This is a genomic window from Halorubrum sp. CBA1125 (assembly GCF_009742825.1).
Taxonomy (GTDB): Archaea; Halobacteriota; Halobacteria; order Halobacteriales; family Haloferacaceae; genus Halorubrum.
Window position 1 is genome coordinate 1 of sequence record NZ_WPCE01000184.1, and the last position, 5,613, is coordinate 5,613.

The following is a 5,613-nucleotide window of genomic DNA, read 5'->3' on the forward strand; positions in this document are numbered from 1 at the left end:
CCGTCGGCGGCGGTCGGGGTGCCGTCGAGAGACGCGTCCGCGTCGGTCGGCGGCGTCATCAGGCGTTCACCTCCTCGGTCGCGTCCGCGTCTGGACGGCCGCGCGTACTCTCGCAGTTGTGCGTGTGCACCCACTCGCCGGGCCGGATCGGATCCGTGGCGGCTCCGATTATCTCGCCGTACTTCACGACGCGATCGCCGGGCGAGAGCGACACCAGCGCGATCTTGTGGCCGAACGGGACGTCCTCTCGGAGTTCTATCTCGCCGTCGTCCGCGGCGAACGTATCGCCTTCCTCCAGGTCGGTGATCGCGGTGACGACGTTGTCCGCCTCGGCCATGTGGAGCGCGACGTCGTCGAAGACGCGTCCCTTCATGCGTGTCCCCCCCCGTTCGGCCAGCTCAGCCGGCTGGATCTCGTTGATCGCGAACTCTTCGAGCCGGCGCTGTTCGGCCGCCGTCTGGCGACCGCCGGCGACGGCCAGCAGCGTCTCGTAGACGCGGTCGCCGACGGACTCGATCGACTCGCCGTCGAGCACGGTGCTCGCGTCGACGTCCATGTTCGACGCGAGCTTCTTCGCCGTCGAGGGGTTCCCGGTCACCTTGATGACGGGCGCGATGGGGTTTCCGGTCGTCGATCCCCGTCCCGTGGTGAACGCGACCACCTGTGCGCCGCCGGCGACCTTGCCGACGACGCTCTCGACGTCGTACCCCGGGGTGTCCATGAGCACGAGCCCCCCGCTCTCCGGAAGCCGTTCCGCGTACTCGACGAGGCCCTGCACCGGCGTGGTCCCGCCCTTGGAGATCGCCCCGAGGCTCTTCTCTTCTATCGTCGTGAGCCCGCCCTCCTGGTTGCCGGGGCTCGGCTGCGCCCCGCGGAGGTCGACACCCATCAGCTGGGCGGCGGCCTCGCGCTGGTCGACGCGCTCGAGGAGCCGCTCCCGAAGCTCGTCGTCGACGCAGCGCTCGGCGAGGATGTGCTCGGCGCCGATGAACTCCGGCGTCTCCGAGAAGGAGGCCGTCCCGCCGTCCTCCACGAGCCGGTCGCAGGCCGCGCCGACGGCCGGGTTGGCCGCGATCCCGCTCGTCGCGTCCGAGCCGCCACACTCCACGCCGAATATCAGCGACGACGCGTCGCACTCGACCCGCTCCAGCGACGCGATCTCTTCCCGGAGGTCGGCCGCCGTCTCGACGCCGGCGTCGACCGACGCCGCCGTTCCGCCCGCGTCGCGGAGCGACAGCCTCGACACGGGACGGCCGGCGGCCGCGATGTCGTCGACGATGCGGTCGCCGTCTATGGCTTCCGTCCCGAGTTCTACTACGAGCGCCGCCCCGACGTTCGGATTGCGACCGATGCCGGCGAGCGTTCGCTCGACCTGTTCTCTGGCGTCCGTCGGCGGATCGCCGCCCAACTGGTGGGGCGTCGCACGGACGTCCTCTCGGCTCCGGTCGGCGATCTCGCTCGCGACCGGCGACGCGGCGACGGAAAGCGGGAGCACCGCCACGTAGTTCCTGACTCCCGGTGGCCCGTCAGACCTCGGATACCCCTGAAATGTGGCCATGGAACCCATTCGTCGTCCGATCTCAAAACGCTTTCGTGCGGCGGCACCGCGCCACGCCGGCGTTTCTCGACCGAGTGCCTCACAAGGTTTCCGGGAGCCTCACAAGATTTAAGCGATGTTGCGAGCGATCAAATACGGCTCTCGATTGGGCTCGGACTCCGCGATCCGAACGCAAAGTGCACGAGGCGGGAGCCGTCCGCCGGAGACGTCAGCGGTCCGCGCGAAACGGAGCGAATCGAGAGCGAGTTGAGATCCGTGACATTGAGGCGGGATCCGTGACACGGCATTCGTGAGATCGTAAGCCGCCACAGCAGGGATTCGCATAGGTGTCGTGATAGTGGGCTCATCGAGGCCCAGACGACGACCGTCGACAGCGAGAGTCGATGCACTCGTGTCTCGACGATGCGCCGTCGATCGGAGGGTAATTCCAAGCGTTCTCCGTGATCTGGAATTAGTTCTATTATGAAAAACACGATGGCCCGGTTCGGGGGCAGACGACGATCGCCTTTGCTCGAGAGACGATCGAACCGCCCGACGTGATCCACCCACTATCGTGTTCGCCGATCCACGATCGCGCACCACCGAAAATCGTTCTTACATAGGGAATTATGAACGCTCGCTGAGTGGGATGAACTACCGTCATCCGCGTCGATATCGTCACTGTGTGTCTTCGTCACAGATAACGCAATCTGTGAAGAAATTCCAGTCAGAGGCGTTCTAACTGTCGAATTGCTCGCGTCGGAGGAGCGACGAGGCTGTTCTGTATCACAGATCACATCCTCCCGGCTTGCGATCGCGGTGCCCTGTATCCTCTCCCCCGGAAGGAATTACATCCGTAAGTTCGTAATCAAAATAATTGGACACGGTACCACTCTACACATACCGAACGGTCACTGGTCTTCGAGTTTCAGTTCGATCGTGTCGACCGCATCGAGCACCTTCGCCGGCATCAAGTCGATGCACCGATCGCCGTTCATGCCGTCTCTTCGAACTACCGCCCCGGATCGGTGGTCGTTTTCGGTGCGGATTTTCGGGGGCGTTCCAGGTCACCGTAGCTGGCAAACCATATCTTATCAATGATTTCTATTAATATGATAGTAATGGCGACACAGCCGCCGATCTCGTTGCTCGAACGAGCGATCGGATCGAGGCGAATTTGACGATCTGTGAGGTTCCGGAAACCCCCTCGCGGAGCGACGCCGTCGTCACCGTTACTGACGCGAAGATGCCGGTAGTGAATCCTGACTGGACCGATATCGACGGTCTCCGTGCCGTTCTCGGGTCGTACCGAGAACTGCCGGACGAGACGTCCGGCGACGCGGACCGGATCGCAGTCTCTCACGTCGGGTAGTACCTCCAATGTGGCGCGCTGGCCGACATGACGGCGCGAAACGAGAGGTCGGCCGCAGACCTGAACGCGACGATAGGCGAGGTGTTGGACGCCGACCACGAAACGGTAGGAGTGGACCGAACGATGTTCGTTCCCATCGGTCCCGGTAGCCTCGACGTCGCCGCCGCGGAGCGTGATATAATTATAAATATATGATATTATTTAATAACAATACTATATCTGATAGTACGGATGAGGGGATATCCGTTGGCGGTCCGAGACGCTCACACGGAACGCCGGGTGGCCGCTCGCATCGCCGAGGGAACCGCGGCGACCGACGGGGACGAACGTTCATCCGTGGGGCCGACGTATCCGCGGGCGATGGAACTGACCGAAGGATCGATTCGCGAGCGCGCCAGAGAGTACGCCGCGAACGAGCCGCTGTACGACGTGGAACGCCAGCACGTCGCGACGCTCCCCGAAACGCTGGCCGGCGGCGAGTACGGACGCCGAGACGTTCAGTGGGTCGTGAGGTGGTACTTCCGGCGGTACCTCGGTGACTACCCGGACCGCGAGCGGCGCGAGGCGGAGGACGCCTTCGCGGACAACGACTTCGGGGAGGTCCTCGACGTCCTCGGTACGGTCGCGAGCGAGGTGACCGGCGAGGAGGAATCCCCCGTGACCGGTGAGGACCTCGACGCCGCCCTGGCGACCCTCACGGACCTCGACGGGGTGGACGTGCCGGTCGCCACCGCCTTCCTCCAGTTCCTCGACCCGGAGCGCTTCGTCGCGATGGACCCGCGAACGTGGGACGCGCTGGCGGCCACGGGAGCGCTCGACGGACCGTACCCGGAGTCGCCTTCACCCGAGGTGTACCGGCGCTTCGATCGAGCCTGCCGGTCGGTGATGGACCGGACCGCAGTCGACGCTTGGACGCTCTACCGGGCGCTCTGGCGAGCGGCCCCGGACGCGTTAGGACCGACCGGAGACCGCGAGCACTCGTCGTAGCGGCACCTACGCGACGACCTCGACGACCGGGTCCGACGCGACGAGCCGCGTCAACACGACTCGGGAGACGTCGGCGTTGGCGAGGACCGTCTCCGCGATCGCTCGAGCGTCGGTCGCGTGCGCGTCGGTGTCGACCTTGTTGACGACCGGAATCGCGGTCGCACCGTCGGGGACACCCTTCAGTCCACCGTCGGGACTCGCCAGCACCGCGCCGACGTGAGCGGGCCGAATTTCCTCGCCGAGCGAGAGACCGGTCAGGTCGGCGACTCGCTCGGGGCGGTGGACGGCTTCCGCGGAGAGCGGCTCGCCGACGACGTGCGCGCTCGCGATCGGCACGACGACGTCTGCCGCGTCGGGGATCTGCGGCTCGTTCTCGCCGGGCGCCTTGAACTCGCGGACGCGCGCGCCGTCGGCCTTCACGAGCGTCGCCGGAGCCGCCTCGCCGCTCGCCGCGGTCCCTTCGTTCTCGACGACCGCCTCGTGGATCCCGTCGACCGTGTCGGGGTCGTACCCCTGGTAACGGTCCGACCGATCGCGTCCGGGCACGAGCCCGAGCGGCCAGTCGTTCGAGCCGGCGTCCGCGACGGCCGCGACCGGGTCGTCGGTCACGCGCACCGTCGCGACGCGGTCGTCGAAGATCGGGATGCGGACGGTCGCGGTCACCGCCGCGCGGTCGAGTCGGTCGGCCAGCGCGTACAGCGTCGACTTCTTGCCGCCCGCACCGACGACACAGACGAGACCGCCGCCGGCGTCGAGCGCCGTCGTCAGGTCCATGCCGGCGCCTTCGGGAGCCGAGAGGGTCACTCTGACGGTTCGAGGGGTGGGTCCGCCGAGCCGACGCGCTCGACGAGGACGCTCGCTCCCGGGGTCGACCCGGTGCCGACGGATCCCGAGGCGCCGAGAGACGGTTACCGGCGGAGACCGCCGGTCGCTTTGATCCGCATGATGTGCCGGACGTTGCGGTAGATCGCTTCGGGCGAGGTCTGCTCGTCGGGGTCGTACAGGTCCGACACCCGGTAGAGGATCGCCGAGAGCTGCTTGCTCTCCGAGCTGTCGCCGCGCACGTCGTCGGCGACCTCGCGAAGGAGCGCCCGCACCTCCGCGTCCGCGGGGAGGTCCGCGTCCGCGACGTCCGCGGGCACGACCGGGTCGCCGACGGCGGCGTCTCCGTAGCGCTCGTCGTCGGTGCCGTCGCCCTCTTCTCGGCGCTCGTCGTCGGTGCCGTCGCCCTCTTCTCGGCGCTCGTCGTCCCCGTCGTCGCCACCGACGTCGTCTCCTCGACGCGCCGTCATCGCCCCTCGGCCACCCCGCGGCGTCGGACGACGCCGGCGTTGTTCGCGACGTTCTCGACGATCACCTTGAACGCGTCCGCGGTCTCGCCGTCTTCCAGCACGACCGGTTTCCCGTCGTCGCCGCCGGTGCGGATCGCCGGGTCCAGCGGGACGCCGCCGAGGAACGGGAGGTCGTATTCGTCTGCCAGTGCCTTCCCGCCGCCGGATCCGAAGATGTCGTGGCGGCTCCCGCAGTCGGGACACCGGAACCCGGCCATGTTCTCGGCGATCCCGAGGACGTTCGTGTCGTGTTTGCCGAACATCCGGAGGCCCTTCACGGCGTCGTCGAGCGCGACCTCCTGGGGCGTGGTGACGATCACCGCGCCCGTCAGCGGCAGCGTCTGGAGGATCGTGAGCTGGGTGTCGCCGGTCCCCGGCGGGAGGTC

General features: G+C 67.1%; 7 protein-coding genes and 1 pseudogene. 3 read left to right on the plus strand and 5 right to left on the minus strand.

From position 1 onward, the window contains the following. Positions 1–58 precede the first annotated feature (58 nt). Together GJ633_RS18560 and GJ633_RS13385 are read right to left on the minus strand one after the other, a co-directional pair. Positions 59–373: a UxaA family hydrolase gene (locus GJ633_RS18560; RefSeq protein ID WP_197431342.1), complete on the minus strand. Its 315-nt coding sequence runs from the start codon at positions 371–373 to the stop codon at positions 59–61. A 6-nt stretch (positions 374–379) separates the two neighbouring features. After that, positions 380–1,558 (minus strand): annotated as a pseudogene (locus tag GJ633_RS13385) (UxaA family hydrolase); the annotation flags it as partial. A gap of 1,156 nt (positions 1,559–2,714) precedes the next feature. Here GJ633_RS13385 and GJ633_RS13390 point away from each other — a divergent pair. The 3 genes from GJ633_RS13390 (at position 2,715) to GJ633_RS13400 (ending at position 3,896) form a co-directional block, all read left to right on the plus strand. Beyond that, complete coding sequence (locus GJ633_RS13390) at positions 2,715–2,909, plus strand: hypothetical protein (RefSeq protein ID WP_156589217.1); 195 nt, start codon at positions 2,715–2,717, stop codon at positions 2,907–2,909. Between the two features lie 27 nt (positions 2,910–2,936). Then, positions 2,937–3,104 (plus strand): hypothetical protein, encoded by a 168-nt coding sequence (locus tag GJ633_RS13395; RefSeq protein WP_156589218.1) that lies wholly within the window; start codon positions 2,937–2,939, stop codon positions 3,102–3,104. 165 nt (positions 3,105–3,269) lie between these two features. Next, positions 3,270–3,896, plus strand: a complete 627-nt coding sequence (locus GJ633_RS13400; protein WP_156589219.1) for a hypothetical protein — start codon at positions 3,270–3,272, stop codon at positions 3,894–3,896. 6 nt (positions 3,897–3,902) lie between these two features. Here GJ633_RS13400 and yqeC read toward each other — a convergent pair whose 3' ends face one another. The 3 genes from yqeC to GJ633_RS13415 all read right to left on the minus strand — a co-directional run. Continuing rightward, the gene (yqeC, locus tag GJ633_RS13405) at positions 3,903–4,670 is read right to left on the minus strand and encodes a selenium cofactor biosynthesis protein YqeC (protein ID WP_156589220.1); all 768 of its coding nucleotides are present in this window, start codon (positions 4,668–4,670) and stop codon (positions 3,903–3,905) included. Positions 4,671–4,804: 134 nt separating this feature from the next. After that, positions 4,805–5,188 (minus strand): hypothetical protein, encoded by a 384-nt coding sequence (locus GJ633_RS13410; RefSeq protein ID WP_156589221.1) that lies wholly within the window; start codon positions 5,186–5,188, stop codon positions 4,805–4,807. Next, positions 5,185–5,613: P-loop NTPase (locus GJ633_RS13415; RefSeq protein WP_156589222.1), on the minus strand; the 429-nt coding region annotated here is incomplete at its 5' end. The genes GJ633_RS13410 and GJ633_RS13415, both read right to left, overlap by 4 nt.